The organism is Streptomyces sp. NPDC006197, assembly GCF_040613865.1.
Lineage (GTDB): Bacteria > Actinomycetota > Actinomycetes > Streptomycetales > Streptomycetaceae > Streptomyces.
In genome coordinates, this window is record NZ_JBEXSZ010000097.1 from 1 (window position 1) to 23,541 (window position 23,541).

Annotated in this window: 17 protein-coding genes and 6 pseudogenes; 15 read left to right on the forward strand and 8 right to left on the reverse strand. The window is 68.4% G+C overall.

Translation table 11 applies throughout. From position 1 onward, the window contains the following. The 4 genes and pseudogenes from ABZ318_RS26360 to ABZ318_RS26375 form a co-directional block, all read left to right on the forward strand. Positions 1-277, forward strand: a pseudogene (locus ABZ318_RS26360) (hypothetical protein); the annotation flags it as partial. 187 nt (positions 278-464) lie between these two features. Beyond that, positions 465-1,295, forward strand: coding sequence for a RimK family alpha-L-glutamate ligase (locus ABZ318_RS26365; protein ID WP_356904947.1), 831 nt, complete (start codon positions 465-467; stop codon positions 1,293-1,295). A 119-nt stretch (positions 1,296-1,414) separates the two neighbouring features. After that, a pseudogene (locus ABZ318_RS26370) lies at positions 1,415-1,513 on the forward strand (IS5/IS1182 family transposase); the annotation flags it as partial. Between the two features lie 29 nt (positions 1,514-1,542). Beyond that, complete coding sequence (locus ABZ318_RS26375; protein ID WP_356904948.1) at positions 1,543-1,935, forward strand: hypothetical protein; 393 nt, start codon at positions 1,543-1,545, stop codon at positions 1,933-1,935. A gap of 152 nt (positions 1,936-2,087) precedes the next feature. On the opposite strand, the pseudogene ABZ318_RS26380 reads toward ABZ318_RS26375, so the two are convergent. From ABZ318_RS26380 to ABZ318_RS26390, 3 genes and pseudogenes are all read right to left on the reverse strand, one after another. After that, a pseudogene (locus tag ABZ318_RS26380) lies at positions 2,088-2,462 on the reverse strand (transposase); the annotation flags it as partial. Positions 2,463-2,901: 439 nt separating this feature from the next. Continuing rightward, positions 2,902-5,175, reverse strand: coding sequence for a peroxidase (locus tag ABZ318_RS26385; RefSeq protein WP_356904949.1), 2,274 nt, complete (start codon positions 5,173-5,175; stop codon positions 2,902-2,904). Positions 5,176-5,218: 43 nt separating this feature from the next. Continuing rightward, on the reverse strand, positions 5,219-7,102 hold the full coding sequence (locus ABZ318_RS26390; protein WP_356904950.1) for a galactose oxidase early set domain-containing protein: 1,884 nt from the start codon (positions 7,100-7,102) through the stop codon (positions 5,219-5,221). 232 nt (positions 7,103-7,334) lie between these two features. Here ABZ318_RS26390 and ABZ318_RS26395 point away from each other — a divergent pair, with 232 nt between their 5' ends. The 4 genes from ABZ318_RS26395 to ABZ318_RS26410 all read left to right on the forward strand — a co-directional run bounded on the left by ABZ318_RS26395 (position 7,335) and on the right by ABZ318_RS26410 (position 9,139). Continuing rightward, positions 7,335-7,745, forward strand: coding sequence for a hypothetical protein (locus ABZ318_RS26395; RefSeq protein WP_356904951.1), 411 nt, complete (start codon positions 7,335-7,337; stop codon positions 7,743-7,745). Between the two features lie 551 nt (positions 7,746-8,296). After that, on the forward strand, positions 8,297-8,428 hold the full coding sequence (locus ABZ318_RS26400) for a hypothetical protein (protein WP_356904952.1): 132 nt from the start codon (positions 8,297-8,299) through the stop codon (positions 8,426-8,428). An 88-nt stretch (positions 8,429-8,516) separates the two neighbouring features. After that, positions 8,517-8,867 carry a helix-turn-helix domain-containing protein gene (locus ABZ318_RS26405; protein ID WP_356904953.1) on the forward strand — a complete coding sequence of 117 codons (351 nt, stop codon included), beginning with the start codon at positions 8,517-8,519 and terminating at the stop codon, positions 8,865-8,867. Beyond that, the gene (locus tag ABZ318_RS26410; protein ID WP_356904954.1) at positions 8,864-9,139 is read left to right on the forward strand and encodes a TetR-like C-terminal domain-containing protein; all 276 of its coding nucleotides are present in this window, start codon (positions 8,864-8,866) and stop codon (positions 9,137-9,139) included. Before ABZ318_RS26405 ends, ABZ318_RS26410 begins: the two co-directional genes overlap by 4 nt. A gap of 6 nt (positions 9,140-9,145) precedes the next feature. On the opposite strand, the pseudogene ABZ318_RS26415 reads toward ABZ318_RS26410, so the two are convergent. After that, positions 9,146-9,738, reverse strand: a pseudogene (locus tag ABZ318_RS26415) (transposase family protein). 145 nt (positions 9,739-9,883) lie between these two features. Then, a complete protein-coding gene (locus ABZ318_RS26420; protein WP_356904955.1) occupies positions 9,884-10,411 on the reverse strand; it encodes a hypothetical protein in 528 nt (175 codons plus the stop codon). A 368-nt stretch (positions 10,412-10,779) separates the two neighbouring features. Here ABZ318_RS26420 and ABZ318_RS26425 point away from each other — a divergent pair. After that, a pseudogene (locus ABZ318_RS26425) lies at positions 10,780-11,185 on the forward strand (transposase family protein); the annotation flags it as partial. A gap of 24 nt (positions 11,186-11,209) precedes the next feature. On the opposite strand, the pseudogene ABZ318_RS26430 reads toward ABZ318_RS26425, so the two are convergent. Then, positions 11,210-11,939, reverse strand: a pseudogene (locus tag ABZ318_RS26430) (transposase family protein). Between the two features lie 592 nt (positions 11,940-12,531). Between ABZ318_RS26430 and ABZ318_RS26435 the strand changes: the two are divergent. Genes ABZ318_RS26435 through ABZ318_RS26445 form a run of 3 tightly spaced genes read left to right on the forward strand, consistent with a single transcriptional unit; the run spans position 12,532 to position 14,777 of the window. Further along, positions 12,532-13,848, forward strand: a complete 1,317-nt coding sequence (locus ABZ318_RS26435; protein WP_356904956.1) for a hypothetical protein — start codon at positions 12,532-12,534, stop codon at positions 13,846-13,848. A 30-nt stretch (positions 13,849-13,878) separates the two neighbouring features. Continuing rightward, complete coding sequence (locus ABZ318_RS26440) at positions 13,879-14,310, forward strand: restriction endonuclease fold toxin-2 domain-containing protein (protein ID WP_356904957.1); 432 nt, start codon at positions 13,879-13,881, stop codon at positions 14,308-14,310. 14 nt (positions 14,311-14,324) lie between these two features. Next, positions 14,325-14,777: a hypothetical protein gene (locus ABZ318_RS26445; RefSeq protein WP_356904958.1), complete on the forward strand. Its 453-nt coding sequence runs from the start codon at positions 14,325-14,327 to the stop codon at positions 14,775-14,777. A gap of 165 nt (positions 14,778-14,942) precedes the next feature. On the opposite strand, the gene ABZ318_RS26450 is transcribed toward ABZ318_RS26445, so the two are convergent. Together ABZ318_RS26450 and ABZ318_RS26455 are read right to left on the reverse strand one after the other, a co-directional pair. After that, entirely contained in the window at positions 14,943-15,734 is a 792-nt protein-coding gene (locus ABZ318_RS26450) for a DUF3761 domain-containing protein (protein ID WP_356904959.1), read from the reverse strand. Positions 15,735-16,418: 684 nt separating this feature from the next. Next, positions 16,419-17,807, reverse strand: coding sequence for a hypothetical protein (locus ABZ318_RS26455; protein ID WP_356904961.1), 1,389 nt, complete (start codon positions 17,805-17,807; stop codon positions 16,419-16,421). Between the two features lie 680 nt (positions 17,808-18,487). On the opposite strand from ABZ318_RS26455, the gene ABZ318_RS26460 reads away from it, so the two are divergent. The 3 genes from ABZ318_RS26460 to ABZ318_RS26470 all read left to right on the forward strand — a co-directional run bounded on the left by ABZ318_RS26460 (position 18,488) and on the right by ABZ318_RS26470 (position 23,446). Further along, positions 18,488-19,624, forward strand: coding sequence for a tyrosine-type recombinase/integrase (locus tag ABZ318_RS26460; RefSeq protein ID WP_356904962.1), 1,137 nt, complete (start codon positions 18,488-18,490; stop codon positions 19,622-19,624). Positions 19,625-20,354: 730 nt separating this feature from the next. After that, positions 20,355-20,795: a thioesterase family protein gene (locus ABZ318_RS26465; RefSeq protein ID WP_356904963.1), complete on the forward strand. Its 441-nt coding sequence runs from the start codon at positions 20,355-20,357 to the stop codon at positions 20,793-20,795. Positions 20,796-21,073: 278 nt separating this feature from the next. Continuing rightward, positions 21,074-23,446, forward strand: a complete 2,373-nt coding sequence (locus ABZ318_RS26470; protein ID WP_356904965.1) for a SpoIIE family protein phosphatase — start codon at positions 21,074-21,076, stop codon at positions 23,444-23,446. The last annotated feature ends 95 nt before the right edge of the window (positions 23,447-23,541 follow it).

A 23,541-nucleotide genomic window follows, 5' to 3' on the forward strand; every position in this document is an offset into this window, starting at 1 on the left:
AACGGCTCGGCTAGCTTTCCAGCCGCTCCAGGGCCTCCGCCAGCCAGGCCTTCTCCTCGGTGCCCGTCGCACGGGCGACCGTGACCCGCCGCGGCCGTTCGGACGGCGGAGAGCTACGGTCACCAGCCGCACCCGCGAGGACAACCGGGCCGAGATCGAGGTGGGCAACACCGGGCCCGAAGCACAGCCCTACGAAGTGCCCACCCTGTTCGAACCGTTGCGCCACCTCGGCACCGAGCCCCTCGTCACCGCTCCGGTGGGAGCGGCGGCCCGCTGACGAATCACCTTGGCTGCGCCTTCGTCGCCCTATCATCTGTCGGGACCGGCAGAGGGCACCGGGGAGCGAAGGGACGGGCATGTCATCGCTGGACGGAGCACGTGCTTGGCTGCTGCTGTGCCCTGGGCTCAGCCGGGGCACGGACGGTGCTGCCGGCGGTGGGCCGGGACCGGTCACGTCGTCGCTCATGGCCTCCTTCGCCGCGGAGCTCGGACACCAGGCCGTGGTGGTCCACAGCAGTCGGCTGGTACTCGGCGTGGAAGGCGGGCGGCTCACTCTTGCCGACACCGGCGGGCGACCCGTTCCCGCGCCCGCTGTGGCGTACGCCCGGTTGTCGACGCCTCAGTTGTCAGCCGACAGAGAAATCACCTTGCTGCGGCACCTGGCCACGATGGGCACGCAGTTGATCAACCCCGCCGAGGCGGTCCTGGCGGCGGTGAACAAGTTCTGGCACCTGCAACAGCTCGCTGCCGCGGGAGTCCCCGTCCCCGACACCCGCACCCACACCGACGCGCCTCTGGAGCACGTACTCGATGGCGGTGTGCCGCAGCCGTACGTGGTGAAAGCCGTGCGCGGTCACCGTGGCCGCCGGGTCTTCCTGGCCGCCGACGACAAGTGGCTGCGAGCTGTGGTGGGCAGTCTGGACGACCGGCATCCCTATCTCCTCCAGCGGTACGTCGCCCACTCCCACGGCCGGGACCTGCGCGTCATCGTGGTCGACGGTCGGGCGGTGGCCGCCGCCGTGCGCACAGCCGGTGACGACCGTCTCGTCTCCAACCTGGCGCAGGGCGGGACCCACACCGTCTGCACCGGCCGGTATCCGGACGCGGAGGCGCTGGCCGTCGAAGCGGCGGGCGTGATCGGCCTCGGCGTCGCCGGTGTCGATCTCCTCTTCGAAGCGGACGGTTCCTTCACTGTGTGCGAAGTGAACTGCAACCCCACCTGGCGGCCCGACATGCCCGGCATCGCCGAAGCCATCGCCCTCGCTTGCCGCAGCCGTCTCAAAGCATCTGGCTGAACGCCGCCGAATCCGGCGCATCCCGAACAGGTTCGCCGCAGCGGGGTTCAGTGATGCGACGACTTGCGGCACCTGCCCCGCGACGGCGAGCGGGGTCCGGCCGTCGTCGAACGGAGGAGAGATCCAGGCGGCGCCTCCGCAAACTCCGGTGTTCGACGACCCGGATCACGAACGTCGTCCAAGCTGTTCTCACCCTCCAACTGGCCGGCTCGGACTGAGGCAGTCACCGAACTCGTATGATCTCGCGGTGAGGATCTGGACGGAGCACCCTGCCAAGGCGGACGTCGAAGCTGTCGTTCGTTGCTACTTCAGTCTGCTCCGAGCCGGAAGGATCCCTGAGGCCGAACAGCTCATCGATCACAGCCCGGTCCGTCATGTGCTCAAGTCGCTGTGGACCGGGTCCGTCGAAGCAAGCGCCGATGGGGACGAGGTGAGCAGAAGCCCTGCTGCCGACGAGCGGGAGCAAGATCTGGCCTGGCTCCGTGAACTCGATCTCGCGGATTTCCACTGGGGCGACACCGGCAGCCATTTCTACGTTGAGATCACCTACCGCGCGCAGATAATCGAGGTGGCATTGAGCTTCTGGGTCAAGCCCGCCGACGCCGGCTGGGTCATCGCGGGACCGGGCACCCTCTGGTAGGACACACGAAAGAGCAGCACGCTCCAGGTGTCGGCGCAATCATCCCGCTGGCGGACCATCACATGCTGTCGATCAAGGACCTGGCCGGTCCGAGCACCCCGCCCTCGCCCCACGCAGCCCCGTGACCTGCAACCTCAGGTTGGAAAAAGCTCGATGTCGGCCAGGACCAGGGCGTCGCCGGGGTCGGACTTCCTGTGGGAGACGCTGTGCCGGCCGCGGTAGCGGGCGGCGGTCATCGGGTTGATCGCGAACACCTTGCGCTGGCCGGTCCGCAGGACCGCGACGAGCAGGCCGCGGGAGGTCTCGATCGCGACCGGGATCGGGTTCTCGGCGGTGTCGCCGTACTCGGCGAGCAGTTCCAGCAGGATCTTGTAGCCGGCCGCGTCGCCGGTGATGTGCCGCTTGGCCAGTAGCTGGCCGGTGTCGTCGACCAGGGCGACGTCGTGGGTTCGTTCCGCCCAGTCGATTCCGCAGTAGATCAAGGTTCCCTCCCCGGAGTTCGGTGTTTGCGCTGGCCACGAGCGCATGCGGGCCACGCAGCGACCTAATCCCAGGCCTCGACCGCGTCGCGGTCGGGCAGACGCTGAAGGGCGCCGATCTTGGCCGAGGTCTCAAGGACCCAGTCTCTCGAAGGCCATTCCCTCCAGCGTCCGCCCGGCCGGCATCGCCCTGAGCACCAGTCCGCGCACCGCTCTACGTTGAGGCCTCCGTGGGGCCCGGCTGCACCTGGAGGTCACGGTCTGGTACTCGAGCGCTCCGAGAAGCCCCTGCTCCTGCGGATCGCTCATAACTACGGATGAGGGCGTCGGGTCAGCGGGCGCGGCGAGTGCGCAGTCGGCGGGTGGGACCGGCACGGACGGCGCCGACGCCCGCTACCGGCCCCTGCCCAACCCGTTGACCGGCGGGTGAGCGGTCACGGCAAGGCCCCCGGGGTGGGTTCCCGAGGGCCTTGGCGGTGGGGTGGGGTCAGCCCGGCAGCGGGCGGTCCCGCTGGACGACGGCGTCGGTGTGCGCCGAGCCGTCGGCGACGCTGATCACCCGGTAGCCGCCCTTGTGGAAGACCCAGTACCAGTTCTGGGCGTTGCCCGGCTGCCGGCCAGGCACGGTCTGGACGGCGTCGACATGCTCCACCCCGGCGAGGGACGGCCACATGCCGAGCCCGCTGTCGTCCGTCTCGCGGCGGTCCCGGTAACCCCCGGCCTGCAGGGAGATGATCCGGTACCGCTGGCCCGCGGGCGTGGTGTGGAACATCCAGTAGTAGTACCGGCCGTCGCCTCCGGGCTGCTTGTCGGGGATCGGCAGCACCGCGTCGACATGGATGACGGGGTCGGGCGCGGCGTCGAACGAGCTCCACTGGCTCAGCGGCCGCGCCCGGTTGCCGTCCGCCCTGACCCGGACGGGCTCCTGTCCGTCGACGAGGACGTACCGGTAGCGCTGCCTGCCGTCGTCGCCCGTGAAGAACAGCCAGTGGCCGGACTCCCCGCCGACCTCCTGCCGGCCCGGGACGGGCCAGGCGGCGTCGACCCGCTTGATGTCGTGCAGGTCGTCCCAGAAGGACAGCGGCCGCCCGCCCGAGCCTTCGAGCGCGAGGGTGGCGTCGCCACCGCCGACCGAGGAGCTGAGCGGGACGGCCCTGCCGCCCTGGAAGGCGAGGTAGCGGCCCGGGTGCCCGGGCTGGGGGACCACCGCGTCGACCGGCCGCGCCTGGGGATCCGGCACGGGCGTGACCGACCCGCCGCTCTCCAGGCGCCCCTGGGCGAGACCGCGCAGGGTGCTCAGGGAGGGGTTGAAGGCGTACACCGCGCCCTCGGTCCTCACGAACGGACGGAACCCGAGCGTCGTGGTCTGCCGCTCGCCCGCCGCGTTACGGCTCTCGAAGCTGACCTGGCCGTCGTTCACATCGGTCAGCTGCCCGCTCACCATGGGATCGGGGCCCGGCCGGTGCGGGCGGTCGTGCGGGAAGTCGGGGTCGTTGACCCAGTCGGCCTGGATGAACTCGAACTGCCGCACCAGGTCGGCCTGGTAGCAGACGAAGACGAGCCCCCGGGGGTCGTCGGCGCCGCCTCCCTCGCCCTGGGTGGGGTTGAAGGGCCGCCCGTAGGGGATGCCCCGGCGGATGATGCGCCGCTCGTCCATGAACTTCTCGTCGACGAGCTCGCCCCCGTCGACCAGTCCGTCGCGCGGGTTGGTCTTGCGCAGGTGGGAGAAGAGCGGGGTGACCAGACCGTCGGGGTCGTCCTTGAAGGTGATGTCGTTGTCCGGCTCGGGCTCCGGCTTCCCGGCCGGCTTCATCGGGCAGTTGGCGACCGACGCGCCGGACGGCCAGCGGCCCACCAGACGGGCGGCGAGCCACTCCTGGGTGGTCTGGTCGTCGACCGCCTTGGCGGCCTTGAGCCGCTTGAGCTCGATGCCGACCTGCGCCCACCAGCCGGGCACGTCCTGGTGGAGGCGGCGCAGGACCTGGAAGGAGCCGTTGCGCATCCAGGGCGGGACACCGGCGGGCCGCTTGCCGTCGCCGGTGGCGTCGACGACGAACTTGTCGGCCGAGATCAACCGGGTGCCGGGGTGGCCCAGCACATAGCCGGGGCGGGCCGGGTCCTCCTCCTCGAAGCCGCGCACGCCCGGCTCGCTGACGCCGTCCTTGAAGCCGAAGTGCTCCTTGCCCGCGGAGTTGCCGGGCAGGGTGGTCCCGTCCTGCTGGAAGACCACGACGGCCCCGGCGCGGGAAGCCGCCTCACGCTGCCGGGCCAGCTCGTTCCTGAGGTCGTCCTCGGTGTCGCAGGCGATCGTCAGGACGGCGTGCACGACGCGGGAGTGGTCGTAGCCGAACAACCAGCCCTTCGGGTCGCTGTCGTCGGTGTCGCCCAGGGCCAGCGCCCGGTCGGACGCGCCCTGGACGAACGCCTCGACCGTGCTCCCGCCGGGCACGGAGTCGAAGATCTTCTCCTTGCCGGTGAAGAACTGGAGTCCGGGATGGGTGAGCGCGAGTCCCAGCCAGGTGGCCTTGAGGTGCTGGGGGTCGTCGCCCATCGAGTTGCGCCGGGCCTCGCTGAACCGGGCGTTGAATTCGGCGACCTGCCGGGTGGTGGCGATCTGCGGGACGAGGACCTCCAGCCAGGAGCGGGCGGCGGTGACGTCGCCGAACTGGAGGAGGAGCAAGGACATGTTGTCCTTCTTGAAACCGGCCAGGATGTCGCCCTGGATCTCGGTGCTGTCGCGCAGCGTGAGCTGAGCGGGCATGAGTCTCCCTGAGGGTGTCGGGGACGGACGGGGAGAGGCGCGGTCAGGCGCCCGGGCGCAGCTGCACCCACTGGGCGGTGCTGGGCACGCCCTGGTCGTCGAGCAGGAACAGCAGGTAGTACCCGGGGGGCGCTTCCTCGGCCGAGGCGGGGGTGCGCAGCACCAGCTTGTTGCCGGCGCGGCTGGCGATGCGCAGTTCGAGCCGGCGCTGGCTGGTGTCCACCGAGTGGGTGGAGGTGATGGGGGCCATCAGGACGGCCCGGCTGACCCGGTCCGGAGTGCTGGTGCTGACCCGCAGGTTGGCGGCGTACCCCTGCGGGGACGTGGGGACGCCGGACAGCGCCGGCCGGTCGCCCTGGTGCAGGTAGGCCGGCTCGTAGATCTCGATCGTGCCGTTCATGTCGGACTTCACGTCCGGGTCGTTGGCGATCTGCTGGAGCTCGTCGCCGGTGACCATGATGCGGCCGTCGGGCAGCAGCACCGCGTTGGAGTGGTAGGCGCGCGGCAGCCGCTGGACGGGGCCGAGGCGCCACTGGCCGCTGTCGTCGCGCAGCTCGATCTGCCGGTACTTCTCGTCGGCGTTGGGGTTGTACGGGCCGTTGCCGTAGTCGCGGATGTCGTAGCCGCCGTTGACGGTGAACAGCGTGCCGTCGGGCAGGATCAGCGTGTCGTCCTGGGTGCGGCCGAAGGCGCGCGGGGTGTCCTTGGTCCAGCGGCCGCCGGAGAACTTGTAGGTGTTGGGGTCGTTGCGGTTGCCGCCCAGGATCAGGACGGAGTCCGGGCCGTTGACGCCGTTGGGCAGGGCGACCGCGGAGCCGTAGTTGCGCATGCCGCCGTCGGGGCGGTTGGCCAGCTTGCGGCTGGTCTGCTGCTCCGGGTCGAAGACGTACTGCTCGTCGTAGTTGCGCCCGAAGCCGTAGATCAGGCCGTCGCGCAGCGAGAACAGATGCGGGTAGTCGACCGTGAACTCGGCCTTGACGGGCCACTTGTCGAGCGACTGGCCCCGGGGCCCGGCCGACGGGTCCAGGGAGACGGCCGTGCCCTTGGCCGGGAAGCGCTCGATCGACTTGGACAGCACGCCCCAACCGACGTCGCCGTGGCCGGAGGTGATGAACTGCCGGCCGTCGGCGCCGGTGACCACGGTCGGGTACCAGCGGCCCTCCGTCATGTCCTTCTGCTGGAGCCAGGTCTCCTTCCACGGGTCGAAGACCAGCGCGAGGTGGGCGCCGGAGCCGTGGTTGCCGCCGAGGTTGCCGCCGAAGACTCCCACCATGCCGTTGGGCAGGTAGGAGTGCCCGGCGCAGAAGATCGGCGCCGGCCGTTCGTCGCCGGTGCCGTCGTCCATCTCGACCGTGGGCGGCGGTACGGCCTTGAAGGCGGAGGCCTTCGTGCCCTCCTCCGGGTCCCAGACGTAGGCGCGCCCGGCGTTGGCGCCGCCGATGACATCGGTGGGCGCGGTCTCCTTGTTCGGGCTGTCCTCGACGGGCTCGAAGGAGAACAGCAGGACCTTGCCCGTGGGCAGCAGCGCGACGTGGTCACCGAAGTCGGGGCTGGGGAAGTACTCGGTGAACTTGCCCCAACTCTTCGCATCGAAAGCCGAGTTGATCTCTTTCTGGGACTCGGTCAGCCGCTTGAGGCTGCGGGTCCGCATGGGCTGCGAGTAGCCGTGGTCCATGGACCGCATGCCGATGCGGTCGCGGGCCAGCTGTTCGGCAGCGTCCTGGCCGAGGGCCTCCACCTCGGCGGGGCGCACCTCCGCGCGGACCTGTTCGTCGGTGATGCGGATGCCGCCCGACCGGACGGGGGACTCGTGCGCCGGGGAGGGCTTCGAGCGGGCGAACGGGACGGAGGCGCCGGCGGGTGCGGTGGCGGACAGTGCGATCGCGGCACAGCCGACCGCGAGCGCCCATCTCCCTCTGCGGGACATCAGGCTCCTTAAGAGCGCATGGCAGCCACCCGGACAGAGCCGGGTGGCCACGCAGGGTGACTGAACGGGGTGAGTAGATCACACACCGTAGCGATTTGGGAGCTGGCGTCCGAGCGGAACGATTCAGCATGGCCCGTTGGTGTCCCACTCTGCGTGTCCGCAGGGGCGTGGAACGGCGCGCTGCTAGCAATGGGCCGACTCCCCTTCCCCTGCTCCAAGGAGGACCACTGCCATGCGCACGACTCGGGCCGTTCTCGCGGCCGTCGCGAGTGCCGTGACCCTGCTCGGCCTCTGCGCCGCCCCGGCCGCGGCGGACCCGCCCCAGCCGCCGCGCCACATCACCGGCAAGGTGATCCGCGGCGGCGCCGACGGCCGCCCCCACGAGCTGTTCTGTCCCGCACCCTTCCAGGCCTACAGCGGCGGCTTCACCATCAAGGCCCGCAAGGGCGCCCGCTTCATCGAGGAACCCGCCGACCTCCTGGAGAGCCGCCCCAACGACACCGCGACCGGCTGGATCGTCGCCGTACGCAAGGGCCAGTTCCTGCCGTCACCGCACGACCACCGCGCGCACCCGCGGATCGAGCCGGCCGACTTGGTCGTCCACGTCGTGTGCACACAGGACATGCCGACGCACGGCATGTGACCGTCCCCGCCGCGGGACCGCCGGCGCCTCGTCCCGCGCCGACGGTCCCACGGTGCTGAACTACCCTGACCGGTGTGCTGCGGATATGACTGCTGTTCTCTACGTGACCCCGCTGCGGTCCGGCGGCTCCGTGCCCGCAGTCGTGGAGGCCGACGACCTGGGCACGTACGTCATGAAGTTGTCTACTGAGGCGCTTTGACCTGCGGTGATGGGGGCAACCCGTCTCTGATCTGCGCAGATGAGCCTTTCGGCGTCTTTCAGAGCTGTCTTGCTTTGTGCGGCCGATTCTCCCCGGCGAGACACTGCGGCCGGGAAATTGGCAATGCCGTGGCCGACCCAGCAGGGAATCGCAGATGTTAGGGAGGGCTACCGAGCCGATCGGCGAGCATCTACATGAACATGGCACCTGCGGCCCTTGGCCGCCTTGCAGGGCGACCGCCATACGGGAACAGTTCGCCCCGAAGGACGACAGCCGCTCAGCCCCGCCCTTTATGACCATGACGAATTGCGAGCCGTGATCCTTACACCCCCGCTCGCGCGGGGACCACCGGATGACCTCCCGGTCGAGCATCCGGGACGAGAGTCTCCGGCTCGACGGCGTGACGTACGTACCGCTCTCCGAGACGGAAACGGTCGATCTCGTCATGGGTCGCCGGACCGACCGCGGCACGGCCGCCGCGTGACAGGTCGCCGCCATTATCGAGAGGTGTGTACGGGGCTGAAGGGGGCCGCCCACCCTCTTACTATGACTGCTGTATCACGCAGAACGGGGTGGGATGTGACGGTACGGGATCAGGCATAAGAGCGGTCTCGGCGGCCCGGGGGCGCGCGGCCCAGGTCGTCGCCGCCATTCGGCAGGCGGCCGAGGGGCTGCTCGAAGAAGTTGGGTACGAAGGGCTGGTCCTCACGGAAGTGGCGACCCACGCGAAAGTGAACAAGACGACCGTCTATCGTCGCTGGCCGACCAAGGTGGACCTGGTCACCGACCTATTCCTGGCCCGCACGGCAGAGCAGGACATCGGCCGGGACACCGGAAGTCTCGTCGGTGACCTGGTGGCCATGCTCGTGGACATCGTGGACAACGTGAACAGCCCGGCCGCGCGGGCCTCGTCAGTGCGGTGATCGGGGGAAAACTGGACGACGAGGCCCGCGCGGCACGAGAGGCATTCTGGGCCGAGCGGTTCCGGCATGGCGCTGCCCTCGTCGATCGTGCCGTCGCTCGCGGTGAACTGCCGCCGACCACCGACGCCCGCCTCCTTCTGGAGGACGCCTGCAGTCCCGCGTACTTCCGGCTCCTGATCACCGGCGAGACGCTCACCGGCGTGGACATCGAGTCGTTCGCCAGCCGCGCGGCGCAACAAGCCCAAGGGCAATCGGGTGCCGGAGCTCAGTAAGGGTCTTCAGCGTCGCCTCTCGAGGGTGAGGACGGCCTTGGTGATTGACGTGAGCCGGTTGGGGCTGATCCGTGCTTTGCGGAAGATCCGCCAGGCCTTGAGCCGGGCGAAGGCTCGCTCGACGGGGAAGCGGAGTCGTGCGTGTGCTCGATTGACGGCTGCCTGTCTGGTGGTGAGGGGTCTTCCGAGGTGGCGCTTGAACGGCACCTGAAACGTGCCGCCGGCCCCGGCGTAGGCCTTGTCGGCAAGCACGGGGATCTGCAGCTACTCACAGACCGTGACGATTCGGTGGGTGCGGGCGGCGGTGATGTCGACCGTGCGGCCCGGCAGGGCCGGCGAGTACCAGATCAGCTGGCCCGCGGGATCGGTGAGGCCTGGATGTTCACGCCGTGCCGTCGGGCCTTGCCGGAGTAGCTCTGTGCGTGGTCACCTACGCGGTCGCACTCGGCGATGGTGCCGTCCACCAGGACGTATTCGGGACGTGCTCGGCGAAGCGCCTGGGTCAGGGATGGCGCCCTTGAGGCGAGAAGGACGATCAGCATCGTGACCCACTCCACAAGCGCGTGTGGCAGGTCGAGTGCGGCAGGACAGACAACCAACAAGGCCTCCGGTCGCAGCGGTTGAGACGTCAGATATCTCGAACCGCTGCCCGAAGGCCTCGCCTGCTATCCGCAGACAGCCGTCACCCGATCGGTGACCACTCGGAAGATCCTCAGTAGTGGTAGGAGGGACCGTCGTCCGGCGTCATGATGTCGGCGCGCAGTAGGCGATCGCGCGGATGGTTCCATCGGAGCCGGAGGGGTTGAACGCGCTGACCTGCCAACTGTCGGCCGCGGCGTTCGTCGCCACTCGACGACTGCTGTCCACGACCAGACCAGTAGTACCTTGCCAGCCGCCAGAGACCGGCCGCTCACCTGCCGGGCAGACAGCGGTGCTCGTCGCGCTTCCTCCTGCAGGTACGCCGACACTGGGACCCAGCACCGCCGTGGTCTGGATGCCTGTGGGTGGCGCCGTCGGCGGAGTCGTCGGCGGAGTCGTCGACGGAGTCGTCGAGGTTTGCGTTGAGTTCTGGGCACAGCTGATGGTCTGACTGCCCGTGAAGGTATTGCCTTGGCCGACCTGTCCGGCCGGATAACAGACCTGGAGCAGTGAGGTGGTACCAAGAAGCGAGAGCAGTCCTCCGTTGTCCTGGGCCTGGACGCTGCCGGAGCCCATAACGATTGCCATGACTGCGGTAGCGCTCACGGCGCTGATCCGCCTGGTGAGGTTCACGCGGCGACCTTTCGTCGATCGTGGGAGAAACTCGGTGCGGCAGGATCAGAATGCAGCGCGAAAGTGCTCTCCCGCTGTGGAGAGCACGGGAAGCCCCTTATTTTCCCCCGTTCGTCCGAACGCATCCGCCATTCATGCCGGCGTCGCCCCAAGGACGGCCTCAGCACCGCAGTTACGGAACCCTTACCGCACATGTGGAGGCCGGCCGGGTCGTCGATGTTCTGCCTGACCGGGCTGCGGAGAGCTTCGTCATCTGGCCGCGTGGACACCCCGGCCCTGAGATCATTTGCTGATGGCCGTGTCGCTGCTGGTGTGCCGGCCCAATTGCCTGTGCCGAGTGCGACCGGGTCGGCGACTCATGCGCGGACTACTCCCACAAGCACCGTCGGCATGAAGTGAATGTGCAGGTGGTCACCGATCCGGACGGCCGGTTGCTGTGGCTCTCACTCGCGCTGCCGAGCCTTGCCCACGACCTGGCCGCTGTCCGCACCACCAGATCATCCGGATCTGCGAGCGCCAGGGCATCCCCATCCCGACTGTTCTTGCTTACCAGGGCGCAGGACCGTGGCCGACGTCCGACATCAAAGGCAAGCCATCCAGGAGCTCACTCCCACCGAAAAGACCCTCAACCGGGCACTGACCGCAGAACAAGCGCTCGTTGAACGCGGTGTCGTGAGCCTGAAGTCCTTGCGGATCTTCCGTAGGCCCCGGTGCAGCTCCAACCGCATAACGTCAATCGCCAAGGCCGTCCTCACCCTGGAGCGGCAATGCTGAAGAAGCTCAGTGAGCTTTTCAACCTCACGCTGCCGCGTGGTGAAGGACGAGTACGGCCTGGACGACCGCTGTGATGCGGTTGGTGCTGCAGTGGAGCTTTCGTGGGAGTCGCCAGCCCTTCAGGGTGGCCATGGCCTGCTTGCCGAGGCAGCGGATCTTGGCGTGCGTCTGTTGTGCCGCCGCGGCCATCGCTTGAGGCGACGGCCGCGGAAGGGTACCCGGGCCGGGCGGTCGGCGCCCTGGTACGCCTTGCCCGTCCAGCACTTGAGGCCTGTGGCGGCGAGAACCTCGGCGGGGTCCCGTGGGCGCGGGCGGCGGTCAGATCGTGCGTGGAACCAGGCAGTGCGGGCGAGTCCCACGGCAGATGGCCGAGTGGATCGGTGAGGACTTGGATGTTCATGCCCTGGCGCTTGTGTTTGCCCGAGTAGTACGGGGTGTCGGCGGCAATCCGGTCGATCGGCAGCAGGATGCCGTCCAGGGTCACGAATGCCTTGGCCTGTGCGATGCGCATCGCCTCGGCCAGGGCGGGCGCGAGGGTGGCCAGTACGTCGACGGCCTCGCGTATGTAGCGGTACGCGGTGGCGATGCCGAACCCGACAACGAGCTGGGCGTAGGTGTCACCGCATCGCAGGTGGACCAGGGCAAGCAGGGCCGGTCGTGGGACGGGGGGGTGCCGCCAATGCGTTCCGATCTGCTACCGCCTGGCCTCCAGTCGCCCGGTCAGGAACCGCAAGGTGCGGTTGAAGAGGTCGATCGAGGACGGGTAGACAAGCGCACGAAGCTCCCGGCAGACACGGGTGGTCTTGGTCGAGAACCCGTCTACCGGGCACTTCGTCGTTGCGCAGGCGTGTCCAGCTCGCGGTCAGCACCGCCAGCTTGGAAAAGGCTCATTGCCCGATCAAGTTCAGTAGCTGATCTCCGCTCAAGACCCCGTCCTTGCGCCCGAGTGGGGGCAGTCGAACGTGAGACGGCCATAGAAGCGCTGGCAGACGCTGAACGCGGGACCGTGCGGCCGCCGGCCGAACGAGCGTGCCCCGCTGGGCCGGCGCCAGGGTTCGGTGTGGTTCCAACTACGACCCCATGTTGATCAGTGTGCTGCGACTTTGCCATCGAGTGCTTGGGAGAAACCTGGTGGGCGGGGAGACCGGCGGCTCTGACCCGCGGATACGTGTTCCTCTGAGCTGTGTCGGAAAGTCCGGGACTTTCGGGACGGTGGTTCCTTCGGCAGTCGGCGCCGGCTTGCGGCGTAGGAGAGCATGGCAGGACGCCGGGTGAGGAGGCGTGATGCACAGCGGTATCGGCTGGTTCGCCTTCGCAGAACGGAAGGCAGGTCGGCCCCCGAGCCATTGACCCGGGCAGAATGCTGCTGCTCGATTTTTCGCCTGTTCGCCGTCGACGATGAGTCGAACGGTCGACGTGGCCCGGACAACGGCGAGGCGTTTGCGATAGGTTGGTGGTTCACATATGCAAGGGGAGTGACGGTGTCCGGTCTTGCTCCGGACGTCAAGTTCATCGCGGAAGGAATGATCCGCGGGTCCATGGGGCTTCTCGACACGATGCGGGGAGCGCGTGACACGGCTATCGCCCTGGGGCACGAACTGGCGCGGCAGCACGGGATGGCAGGGGACGACGACGCCGGGCGAGCCTTTGCCAAGGTGTACGTCTCGGCAGCCTCTGCGACGCTCGACAAGATGGGTTTCAGCTCGTACGTCCTGGGCGAGACGAGCAAGGGGCTGATGCGTAATGCTCGTGAGTTCATGGCCGAGGAGAGTCGCCAGGTCTCAGCCTTCCTCGGGCGACAGGCCGACCTCACAGTGGGAATGGGCGACCCTGGGGCCGACTGCACCGAGAACTACCTCGGGCTGGGTCAGGAGCTCCCCGAAGTGGTGGGGGAGACGGCCTGGTACGAGCAGTACGTTCCCAGCGGCGGTAGTGACCGCTTCCGCGGTTCGCCGGAGAAGATCCGGGACGTCGCCGGTTCCTGGCGTCATGCCGGAGTGCTCATGCAGCGCTTCCTGGAGGACGCACAGGCCTGCTCCCTCACCGCGAGCAAGGCGCACTCCGGCGAGGCCGCCGATGCCTTCCAGACGTACGTCAAGCACAGTGTCGGCCTCACCTGTCCGCCGGCGAAGGCGGAGGAAGGCGAGCCGCTGGTGACGAACCTCGTCGCCGCCTGTACACAGATCGCCAAGGCATGCGACCGGTACGCCGAGCACGTGGAGGCCGCCAAGGAGAAGATCGCTCAGCACAAGCTGGACCTCTTCGCGGTCGACATGCCCTGGGACCAGCCGATGTTCGGGGGCAACGGTTACGACGGCGGCCTGCTCGACGCCGTACTCGGAGACACCTGGATCCGGGACCTCGGCTCAGTGGGACACGCACTGGACTCCTCCGCCGCACGGATCACTCTTCCCGCCGCCGATCCGCCGTCGGCGCCCGTCATCCCCGGATTCCCGTTCCTGCCGCCCCTCGTACCCGCACCGGCTCCCATGCCGATTGTGCTCGCGTCGTACACGGGGCAGGTGCCGGCGCTCGCCCCGATGGGCAACAAGGTCGACCCCGCAATCCCCTCAGCCGACCCGATTCCGCCCGTGCCAGGCACGACGCGCCTGCTCACAGCGACGGAGCAGCAGCAGTTCCGTGCGTGGATGAACAGTCTCTAGACGGGTGGCTTCGCGGGAGGCGGAGGCCCGATGGATCCGGACAACGCCTACCAGCTCCGTGTGTCCGGCTATCCCGAGCGGGAAGTGCCGTTGCTCGGCAGCAGGCGCGGACTGATGGTGGACGGCATCCGACCTCTCGACGGATACCTCGTCGAGGCGAAGCACGTACGGGACCCGGACTGCACAAACAAGAGTTTCCGCACACTCGACCGGGTCGAGGAAGCATTGACGAAGCCCGTCAAGGTGAACAAGCAGGGGAAGATCGCTTTCGACCCCGTCATCGACTCCATGTACGCGGGTGACGAGAGGGAACTCGTCCGCTACAAGCAGGCCATGGCCAACCCCGCCAACAGCGAGATCAGAGGCCTGGAGATCGTGACGAACGGCCAGGACAACGCCGCCTACTGGCAGTCCATGATGGCGATGACGGGCACGCCCGGCTCCACGCGGTACGTCCCCTGACAACAAGGAAGACCATGGTCACGGAACGAAACATCCGGACGAACTTCGCCTTCTATCCCCCTGAGGGGGAGGACGGAGCCTGGCACGCCACACTGCAGACCCTGGAGCGGGCGCTGCGCGAGGCGTTTCCCGATCCCACCATCGGGCACCGGCGGTCCGGCATCCACGAGATGACCGTGCTGGACTTCGAGATCGAGTTGGCGTCGGACGTGTGGGTGGACGGTACCGCGGCCATCACCGAGCCCGACTACGCCTACATCACCCTCACCGACGTGACCGCGGACGAAGCCGGTGCCTTCGCCGTCTGGCTGCGTGACTCCTTCGTCCCGGCGCCGAACCTCGTACGCTTCGCCAGCAGCCTCGCCATGGCGAACGGCGAGGACACACCCTCGCTATTGCCGGCTGCCGGGAGTCGGGAAGACGTCAGTGGCCTGCTGCGCCGACACCTCGACGCATTCGACTACTGACCGGCGACCTGTCTTTCTAGGCGGCTTGGCCGCGCGGGGCGGTGAGCAGCTCGTCGGGCTCCCGGGGCCGGGGTGCCGACGACTTTGCTCGTCGTAGGCGCCGACGGCACCAGCGGCCGTGGCACACCGCCCCGTCTTGCCAGGCCGATCACGACGGCTTCCTCCCTACGAAGGCACGCTGGCGAGCCAGACGGCCACGCCACCGTGATGCGAGCAGGTACCCCGCCGGTGCGCGGAATAGCTGTAGCTGCCGTCGTTGCATTGGGCGGTGGCTCCTGCGGGCGCCTGTTGCGAGCTGTCTGAGGACGAGGAGGAGCTGGAGCCACTTCCCGACGAGGAGGAGCTGGAATCACTCCCCGACGAAGAAGAGTCGGTAGACGAGTTGGAACTGCTGCTGGACGAGTCGTCGCCGTATTCGTCGCCGGTGCCGGCAACGGTGGAGGAGCCGTCGTTGCTGTAGCCGTCCCCCGCACCCGGGACGGTGGAGGAGTCATCAACGCCGGATTCGTCGCTGCTGTCGGCCCCTGTGGGATCGTCGCAGGTCTCACCCTCGCTGGACTTGACCGTGTCGAATGTGAGCGTGTCATCGGTGCTCATCGTCTGGCCGGCCGCGGGCTGCTGAGAGCAGACCGTCCAGTTGCGGTCCAGGAACTGCTGGCGGCCCAGACCGGTGGCGTCCGTCGAGTCGAGGTCGTAGATGCCGTCGGCCTGCGCCGCGTCCTGCGCCGCCTGGAGCTCCATGCCGACGAAGTCCCCGACCGTGACGGTCGCCGCTTTGTCCTCGTGGGCGGACGACGAGGCCGATGAAGACGAGGAGGCGGACGGCGAGTCGTTGTCATCGTTGAACAGGGCACTGCATCCGCCGACCACGAGAAGTGCCGCCAGCATGAGGCCACAGCCGACGCGGAAGTTCTTCCTGTCCTCCGCCGTCGGCTGAGGTCTCTGGTTTCGGGCCACGTCCGGGTCCCCCTTGGCGCTACGGGATGCACGCTCCCCTGCGTGCACGGTCCTGCTCTCGGTCGCGAACCGACGCCCGCCGGCGGTGGGGCAGGTGTTGTCAGGGCGACGACTTTAGCCTCGTACCGCCAGGTAGATGACCGTTCAATGAAAATCGGCCATCCGAGATGACTCGCGACAGGCCGAGGTGCATAGCAGCGGCTCGATCGACCTCTTCACCGTCACCACGGAGACGGGACGCCCTCCAGGAGTGCCGCGAGGCGAAGGGCCATAGGGCGGTCCTGGGACGCGCTGGTCATGGTGATCCGCAGGACGGCCAGGAAGTCGGGCCACTGCGAGGCGACCGTGAGTGGTAGTCGACGACTGGCGATCAGCTCACGGACCCGAGGGCCAAGCAGGGGGTACTCAGGCCCCTTGCCGTTGGCGGAGCCGAAGGGCTAGGTCCCGGTGGCGGCGTGCTAGAGGGTGGCGGCGAGAGTGTGGACCTCGGCGGCTGGGGTCACCTTGACCGGGCGGTGGCCGGCTTCGACGGCCGAGGCCAGTTCGGGGGCCAAAAGTGGGGAGGCCGCCGCAGAAGGTCCAGGACGGGGCAAGGCGAGGGACGCGGCCCACGCTCCTGGCCGTCAGGTGGTTTGGTCGTCAGCCCAGAGGCCGTGCGGACGGGCGTGTTGTCTCAGAGGCGTGTCAGCGAGACGAGCACGCGCAGGGTTCCTCGTCCTGCCCCGGCAGCAGCCGCAGGGCGAGGACCGATCCGTCGGCGTGGACGGAGACGGGGCCGCCCCAGTCCTTGTCGAAGGTGAGGCGGGGGCGGACGTGGCGGCTCGCGTGGACGAGGGCGCGGTACTCCTCGACGTCGCCCTTGGCGAGGAGTCGGAAGATCTCCTCGTCCACGCCGGAGAACGCCTCGACGCGGGGGCCGTTGAGGCGGAAGACGTGGTCGGTGCCGACGTACTCGGTGCCGAAGAGGGTGTGGGCGGCGTCCTGGATGCTCATGCTGGCCGCGTGTTCGAGGCCGGTGAAGCGTTTGCGGCCCTGCCGGTCGGTCAGGTGGCGGGCGGTGGCGTGGCCGGAGCCGGTGAAGGCCATGAGGCCCGCCGCCGTGGTGTGGGCCAGGGACTCTTGGAACCAGGCGTAGTCCTTTGGCTGCACGTGGCAACCCCTTACGGGCTCCGGCGCCACCAGGCCCTTGGCCGGCGGGTGGATGTCCGGCATCACGTTCGCCTGGAACGGCGGGGCGTTCAGGTTCGCCTCCCGGCCCTCCGCCGGGGACAGCTGACCTTCGCTGCCGGGTGCCTGGAGGGCGTGGACGGTCATCGTGCCGCCGTCCGTCGGGAGCTGCGTGCTGAACAGCAGGCAGGGGGTCTCGTTCCAGGTGCCGATGTGGACCGCTTCGGCATGGGCCGAGGCGGAGGCCAGCTGCTCGGCGGAGGTGGCGGAGTCGCTGTGGTTGCCCTTGCAGGCGAGGGGGATGACGCGGGACGGCTCGCCCGGCCGCCAGACCTCCGCGAAGTACTGGGGACGGTAGCGGTACTTCACCTTCTCGCCCTTGTCCCTGCTGGTGAGGGCCCAGCCCGCGCGTAACGCCGTGTCGGCTGGGACGATCGTCACGGAGTGCCCGGGGAAGCGGCTGCGCAGCATGTGTTCGGTGAGGGTGAGGGCGAAGCCGACGCCGAGCTCGCCGGACTGCAGCGACTTGTAGTGGTCCGCGATTCGGTGGCCTTCGTCGGTGAGGCCGAGGAACGAGTCGCGACCGCCGGCCAGGGCCTGGGTGTACTTGAGCGCGCCCCAGTGCTCCGCCAGCCCCCGGCCCGCACCGCGCCAGGACAGTGCAGTGGCTCGGGCGAGGGTGTGGAGGACATCCCAGAGGGTCACTTCGAACTGCCGGGGCAGCTCGGTCGGCAAGATCGGGGCAAGGGCGGGCTTCCGGCGGAGCGGCTCGTCCCCGTTCTCCTTCCGCTTCTCGTTGTCCGCCGCGATGGCGGCCTTCACCTTCCCGACGAGCGCGTCATCGGAGTGCACGGAGATGTTCGAGGGCTGAGCCAGGTCCTGGAGCACTTCCTCGGTCGGCTTCAACAGCTCTCCTTCACGGTGTGCGCGAGCGGTTCACCAGCGCGCTGACCGTACGGAAGGGAGGAATGGCGCACGCAAGTGCGCAGGGGTGCGTGACCTTGGCTTAGGCCTGGGCGGGCGGCAACCAGAGAGCCGACTTCCGGAGCGGTCGAGCGTCGACCGGCTGATGGCCAAAGGGGCCGTGCTCCGTGAACCGGAGCGATGTCGGTGCCCGACAGCTCGGTGGTGCGTGGGCGCACGTCGTCCGTGTGCAGGGGGCCTCCCGCATGCCTGATGGCTCATCAGGTAAGTCGGCATCCGGTCAGCATGAGCCCCCGCACGTTTCGGGGCGGTCGTCTCAACAAACGCCGATGCGAAGGGAAAGCCCAGGTGGGAAGCCGTCCGGCCTGGCCGGAGCGATGTTCCTCACAAACATCGGACGGGGGCGTCGGTGTAAGGTCGAGGACGCCCTTGACCTGCACTAAGCAGGCAGGGAGCCGTCTTCCAGGAGTCCAACATGCTGCGCACCATGTTCAAGTCCAAGATCTGACTATTTGGCGTCGCCGCAGGTCAGGGGCATCATGTGCCCCCCTCAGGTCAGCAAACGGTCAGCATGCGTCCCGGACGTGTCCCCGCTTGCTGACCTTCGACCTACAGCGCGGCGCCTGAGCATGATTCTTGGGCTGGAACGGATGGTGCGTCACATGGCCCGACAGCTCGCCCGCGGCATGGGGTCCTTCTTCAAGGACTGCGGCTGCGCGAAGCCTACCCGCTGCCCTCACCCGTACTCGATCCGCTTCCGGGACGCGCTCGGCAAGCAGCGCGAGGAGTCCGGATACGGCACGCAGGACGACGCGATCGAACGCCTCACCCAGCTGTACGCGGAGAAGAAGACCACGGCGCCGTCCGTGGCGGCGGCCCGCCGCGAGCTGGGCCAGCTGACGGTCGAGGAGTACGCGAAGCAGTGGCGGCCTCGGCAGCGCAGGATGACGGACTACTCCACGGGGGAGCACGTCGACAGCTCGATCAACGTGCACATCGTCCCGCGCCTGGGATCGAGGAAGCTGAACTCGGTCACCCCGATGGTGGTCGAGCGCTTCCTGGACGAGATGGAGAGCGACGGGGTCGGCCGGGGGAATCAGGTGAACATCTTCCGGATCCTCAAGACCATCCTTCGGGACGCCTACGGCAAGGGGGCCATGGTCGACGACCCGGTGAAGGGCGTCCAGGAACCGGAATACGTGCGTGAGCAGGTTGCTATCCCGTCCCTCGCCTACGTGAAGAAGGCGCTGGTCGTTGCCGATGAAAAACTCGCGCTGGAGATCGTCATGATGACTGGGTGCGGCCTGCGGAACGGCGAGGCGCGGGCGGTGAACGTCAACAATGTCGTGGCGCAGGATGTCTACCGGGTGCGGGAGCAGATCCATTCCAACACGCTGAGGCCGGCGAAGCTGAAGCACCGCAAGGCGGGGGAGTTCCGCGAGGTGCCGCTGCCGCGGTCGGTCCGGGAGGCGATCGACCGCTACGCGGATAAGCACGGCACCACGCAGGACGGGTACCTGCTGCGCGGCCCGGGCGGTTACTTCACCGAAGGCATGGAGCGGCGGCGGGTGAAGAAGCTCTTCGCGGACCTCCCGCCGGAGGAAGGTGTCGGTATGTACGGCTTCCGGCACTACTTCGCCTCCAACGCCCTCGGCAACGGCATCCCCATCACCGACGTCGCGGAATGGATGGGGCACAAGTCCATCGAGGAGACCTACCGGACCTACCGGCACCTGATGCCGGGCAGCATCACCAAGGCCGCCCGGATCCTGGACGCCGGCCTCTGGGAAGCAGCCTGATTCCTCCACTTCCGAGGCACAGCAGGCTCTTCGCTTGTCGGTAGTACAGGCGGGATATCGTCCTGATCAGCGAGAACGGCAGATGTGAATGCGGGCCGTGCGCTGGACCGAGCCCATAGGGTCCGGAGCATGGTGACGGCACTGCCGCCCCGGGCTTGTCCGGACCTGACAGGTCCGGCCCGTCTCCTGACCGGGCCGGATTCCTTTCTCCCGTTGCCGAGTGCTGCGCCGACCGGTCGCCCGCCCCCCGCCTTCGCGTCGGGGCCGGAAGACGTGCCCCTGTCCGTTCGGCCCTCGTCCTCGCCTCGGCCGAGCGGCCGAGGCGGCGCCGCCCCTCGACGGAGCCACGACCGACGTGTACGACGATGACCCCTGCGATCGGAAGCGGTCACGGTGCGGCCCTCGGCCTCACCGGAAAACTCTGCATCCACCCCCGCCAGTCCCGGTGGTGAACGAGGCTACGCCCCGTCACAGGAGGCCCGTCGCTGCTCAAACCAACTGCTCGCCACGGCGGTTGCGGTCACCGTGCCGATACTGACGCCGACCAGTTGCCATGACGCGCATCACAGCTTTCTCGGGGGCGGGTAATCCCGACGCAACATCGCCGGGCCCAAGACGCAACGTTGCCGGGTGAGGCTTGCGCCGAGAACGTTGAACACGTGAGCGAAACCCGCTCAGCCGAAACTCTCGGCGCCTGTGCAGGTGCCCCAAAGCAATAGATGGAGAATCCGTGGCCCGCCGCACATACGCCTGCCCCCTGCGCTGGTCCGACATGGACGCGTTCGGGCACGTCAACAATGTGAACTTCCTGCGCTACCTGGAAGAGGCCCGGACGGACTTCACCTTTGCCTACGCCGGGGCAGTCGGGGAGCGGGCTTCCTCCGCGGTCTCGGTGGTGGCCCACCATGACATCGACTACCTGCGCCCGCTGCTCTATCGGCCGGAACCGGTGACCGTCGAGATGTGGCTGACCAAGCTGGGTGAGACGTCCTTCACCATCGCCTACGAACTCAAGGACGCCCCGGGGGCAGGGACCGACAACACCGTCTACGTCAGAGCGGCCACCGTCATGGTCGCCTACGACCTTGCTGCCGCCCGGCCGCGACGGCTGACGGCAGACGAGCGGGCCTTCCTCGCCGACTACCTGGAAAGCCAGCCTGTCGCAGCATGAACGCGGCGGTGATGACGCAGGCCAGGAGGAGGGGTCCGCGTGTCTGCCGTCGGCGTCACTGAGCCGGTGCGTCAGTAGCAGGCCGTAGAGGAATGGGCGGCCGAGGTGGTGGGCCCGCTGCGAGCCGGGCTCGCTCTCCCTGGCTGCTCTGCAGCAGGAACCGCGGTATGGGCAGCACCTGCATGCTGCGCATGCCGCCAGCATTGCCGCGCAGTAGATTGACCTTGGTAGAGGCGTACTCCGGGCGCCCCGTGGCTTCATCAGGTAAGCAGGTCTCTATGAGCGCCGAGAACACGGGGGCCACAGAGCGCGGCGGCCCTTTCGACGTCGCCACGGCCGCGACGGTGGTGCTGGACGCCCGAGAGATCATCATCGGATGGAGTCCCGCGGCCGAGGCGCTGTTCGGTTACCCGCCCGGAGAGGCGCTGGGCAGGCCGGTGGGCGATCTTCTGGCGGACGCCGCAGGAGTTGCCGCGCTGCTGGAATCCGGAACGAGGTACCCGACCTGCTCAGCGCTTCACCGGGACGGCCGTAGTCTGCGGGTCGCACTTGCGGTCAGCCCGCTGGGGCACGACGAGGGCGGTGCCACCTGGCTGGTGGCGGCCGTGAACGTCGCGCACCTCGAGCAGTGGGCCGGCGATCAGGCGATGTTGAACGGCCTGAGTGAGCAGTCGCCCGTCTTGATCTCCGTCCTCGACACGCGACTCCGAGTGAAGTGGATCAACAGGGCGGTCGAGAACGAGTTCGGCCTGACCTTGGAGGAGTGCCGCGGACAGTACATCTCAGACGTGCTTCCGAAGGGCGATTTCCTCTCCGAGGCCGCAAGTCCACTGCCCCCGATCGACGATCCCTTCGAGCGCGTACTGAACACCGGGGAACCTCTGATCGACCTCCGCTATCGCAGCCCGACGGACCTCGATCCGTTTCACTACCAGTTCTGGTCCTCCTCGTACTTCCGACTGGAGGACATCGACGGTCGGCCGCTGGGTGTGTGCGAAACGGCCGTCAACATCACCGACCGCTACGTGGTGAGGCAACGCCTGGCACTGCTGAGCCGGGCCGGCGGCAAGATCGGCCAGACTCTGAACATCGAACGGACAGCCGGTGACCTGGCCGAGTTGACCGTTCCGGAGTTCGCGGACATCACTCGCGTGGACCTCTTCGAACCGGTGCTCCGCGGAGAGGACCCCGGCGAGGGCACCGGCAGTACGGCGCCCGATCTGCGGCGAATGGCTGAGCGAGCCGCCAGTGACAGCGTGGCGGGGGCGAGGGCGTCACATTCAACCGACTACGCAACCGGTTCGCCGCAGCTGCGCTGCCTCTCCGAAGGGCGTGCGGTCGTGGGTGACCATCTGCTGGCCGTTCCTTTGCGTGCGCGGGGGGCCACGCTGGGTTTGGTTACCTTTCAACGGCTTCCGCCTGGGGATCCGTTCGATCCAGAAGAGGTCCGCCTTGCGGAGGAACTGGTCTCCCGCACCGCGGTCTGCGTGGACAACGGTCGCCGGTATGTCAGGGAGCATGCGGCTGCGCTGATGCTGCAGCGTGACCTGCTGCCACGTCGTCTTCCAGAGCCCACTGCCGTGAGCGTCGCCCATCGCTATCGGCCCGCAGCCGGGCCGGTCGGGGTGGGCGGGGACTGGTACGACGTCATCCCGCTCTCCGGGGCACGGGTCGGCCTGGTCATCGGTGACGTGGCCGGTCGCGGCCTGCGCGCTTCCGCCACCATGGGGCGGATGCGGACCACCGTGGCGGCACTCGCGGCGTTGGACCTGGCGCCGGAGGAGTTGCTCGCCCGGCTGGACGATCTGGTCGTCGCACAGTCTCTGGACGGCGAGGACGACCGGGCCGTGGGCGTGACGTGTCTGTACGCCATCTACGATCCGGTCGAGCGGCACTGCGTCATGGCCCGCGCCGGCCACGTGCCGCCCGCGCTCGTGACGCCCGACGGCGGCGTGGAACTCCTCGACCTGCCCGCCGGACCGCCGCTCGGTCTGGGCGGCCTGCCCTTCGAGAGCGCCGGATTCGACCTTCCCGAGGGCAGCCTCCTGGCCCTGTACACCGACGGCCTGGTGGAATCCCGCGACCAGGACATCGACATCGGCCTGAACAGGTTGCGCGACGTGCTGTCCCGACCCGGCCGCACGCTGGAGGAGACGTGCGACGGCGTCGTGACCGCCATGCTGCCGCCTTCCTCCGAAGACGACGCGGCCCTGCTCCTGGCCCGCGTCCACGCGCTCAGCGACGGCCAGGTGGCGAGCTGGGACCTCCCCGCCGATTTCGCCGAGGTCGCCCGGTTCCGCGGCCTGGCTGTCGAGAAGGCGGCCGACTGGGGGCACGAGGAGGCGGCGTTCGTCGTCGAGCTGGTCGTGAGCGAGCTGGTCACCAACGCGCTCCGCTACGGCGGCGCTCCCATGCGGCTGCGGCTCATCCGAGACCAGAGCCTGATCTGCGAGGTCTCGGACGGCGGCCACACCTCCCCGCATCTGCGCCGGGCCGGGCAGGACGAGGAAGGCGGCCGTGGACTGTTCCTCGTAGCCCATCTCACGGAACGCTGGGGCACCCGCTACACACCGCACGGCAAGACGATCTGGGCAGAAGTCCCCCTCTCGGGCCCGAGGGAGATGCCGGACTTGTTCGCCGTGCTGGAATAGGAAGCCGATATCGGATTCCTGCCGTGGCGGGGCCACCGTCCGGTATCGCGACGCCTGGCAACCACCTGTACACTCACCTGCCCCGACTCCCGGAT

What these genes read in the sequence shown, in the direction of transcription:
- ABZ318_RS26365 (WP_356904947.1), top strand. Translation starts at nt 465, where the DNA reads ATGGCCTCCTTCGCCGCGGAGCTCGGACACCAGGCCGTGGTGGTCCAC.
- ABZ318_RS26400 (WP_356904952.1), top strand. Translation starts at nt 8,297, where the DNA reads ATGACCTCCCGGTCGAGCATCCGGGACGAGAGTCTCCGGCTCGACGGC.
- ABZ318_RS26445 (WP_356904958.1), top strand. Translation starts at nt 14,325, where the DNA reads ATGGTCACGGAACGAAACATCCGGACGAACTTCGCCTTCTATCCCCCT.
- ABZ318_RS26395 (WP_356904951.1), top strand. Translation starts at nt 7,335, where the DNA reads ATGCGCACGACTCGGGCCGTTCTCGCGGCCGTCGCGAGTGCCGTGACC.
- ABZ318_RS26390 (WP_356904950.1), bottom strand. Translation starts at nt 7,102, where the DNA reads ATGTCCCGCAGAGGGAGATGGGCGCTCGCGGTCGGCTGTGCCGCGATC.
- ABZ318_RS26385 (WP_356904949.1), bottom strand. Translation starts at nt 5,175, where the DNA reads ATGCCCGCTCAGCTCACGCTGCGCGACAGCACCGAGATCCAGGGCGAC.
- ABZ318_RS26440 (WP_356904957.1), top strand. Translation starts at nt 13,879, where the DNA reads ATGGATCCGGACAACGCCTACCAGCTCCGTGTGTCCGGCTATCCCGAG.
- ABZ318_RS26470 (WP_356904965.1), top strand. Translation starts at nt 21,074, where the DNA reads ATGAGCGCCGAGAACACGGGGGCCACAGAGCGCGGCGGCCCTTTCGAC.
- ABZ318_RS26460 (WP_356904962.1), top strand. Translation starts at nt 18,488, where the DNA reads ATGGCCCGACAGCTCGCCCGCGGCATGGGGTCCTTCTTCAAGGACTGC.